Annotated in this window: 2 protein-coding genes; both read right to left on the minus strand. The window is 41.5% G+C overall.

Annotated features, from left to right (window positions below; genetic code table 11):
- On the minus strand, positions 1-583 hold a 583-nt coding region (locus F6K38_RS41705; RefSeq protein ID WP_287360707.1), incomplete at its 3' end, for a Wzz/FepE/Etk N-terminal domain-containing protein.
- Between the two features lie 154 nt (positions 584-737).
- On the minus strand, positions 738-1,510 hold a 773-nt coding region (locus F6K38_RS41710; protein WP_287360709.1), incomplete at its 5' end, for an O-antigen ligase family protein.

Genomic DNA, 1,510 nt, shown 5'->3' on the forward strand with positions numbered 1-1,510 from the left:
CGCTATTCACTAAACCAGAGGATTCCTGAAACTTTGCTAATGCCTCCTGAGACTGATCCAATTTTTGCTTAGCTCGGTCGAGCGCTTTCTTATTAAACTCAACCCTAGTGGTACCATCTGCTTGACGCAGTTCATTCAGGCGCTCCTGATACGCACTGATCAGTGCCCTGACTCGATCTCTTGCTAATTCTGGACTAGCCCCAGTCGCATTCAACCAGATGGTCGTCGATTCCTGGTGAGGAGATACCGCGAACAACTGCTTGTATTGAACTAACCTTTGAAAATCCGTTTTCTCTGGGTCAGACTCCAACAAGCGCCTCATCAAAGCATCACTTTTGAGAATAGATGCCTGCATATTCAGAGGATGACTCTTCGCTGACAATTCAGAATCCCCCTTAGTTAATGACCCAAGGGTTCCTAAACTAGCTTGTAACTTGCCTGTTTCCGGTAGAATTAGCTGTGCTTTAGCAATCCAAAAAGGCTTTAATAAAGAAAAGGCTCCAAAGCTAGCTGCAAGCACCAAAGAATTAAAAACTAATAAAAGTATCCAATGTCTATTCAGGATCGCAACTACTTTTTTCATAAGATATATTCCTAATACAATCTTGTGTCAATTTTTAATTTATATAATGATTAATTTAATCAATAGCAATTTTCATAAATAAGAACTAATAACTAATTTTCAAAAAATAAATAAAAGTCTATTTTTTTGATTTTTAATTTTCAATCAAACATTTTCAAGTTCTAGATAACTGCTCCCATCGAGAGACAAACTGCTCATTTCGCTGTATTTCGGCAAGAATTGCCCCTAACCAGACCCAAAAATACCACAAATACACTGCCATCCAGCTCAAGGGTGTTCCGTTGAGAAGCATATACAAAGCCACCAGACTGGCAAATGCCCACTGGCAATGATAGTTACCACGAATCGCTGGAATCCAAGTACTCCAAAGGGTTGAACCTAGGGCACCTATAAAAAAGATAAAGCCAATGATGCCGTGCAAATAAAGAACTGAGGCGTAGGTTGAAAAGGAACCCAAAGCAATGTCGTAGATAAACCATTTGACGGAGCCTTGTATAATTCCCCATCCCATCAAAGGGCGTTCTTGCCAAGCCTCAAGGGTTTTAGTAACCACCAGTTCCCGGTCTTTAGAGGATTCGGCACGAGCACTATTGAAGATTTCTAGGGGCTTTTTCACTAAATCACTGAAGGTCAGACCTCCCAAAAGAGCACAAAGTAATGAGCTTAATGAACCAATCCATAAAGAACCTTGACGAGCCAAACTGCTGCGGAAACAAGCTGTAATCACCAATGCCATCACAAAGGAAACCCAGGATAAACGACTAAAACTAATTAGCAGAGCGGTTAAACAACCCGCTACGGATATTTGACGTAAGCGGCGGTTTTCTTCACCCAAGCAGATGAAAAAACTTAGAATGGAACACACCCCTACAATGGGGGGGTCGGGGGTGTAAAGAACTGTCCTGGGTAAAGGGATACCAAAAAAAG

It is taken from the genome of Moorena sp. SIO3B2, from assembly GCF_010692525.1.
GTDB classification, from domain to species: domain Bacteria; phylum Cyanobacteriota; class Cyanobacteriia; order Cyanobacteriales; family Coleofasciculaceae; genus Moorena; species Moorena producens.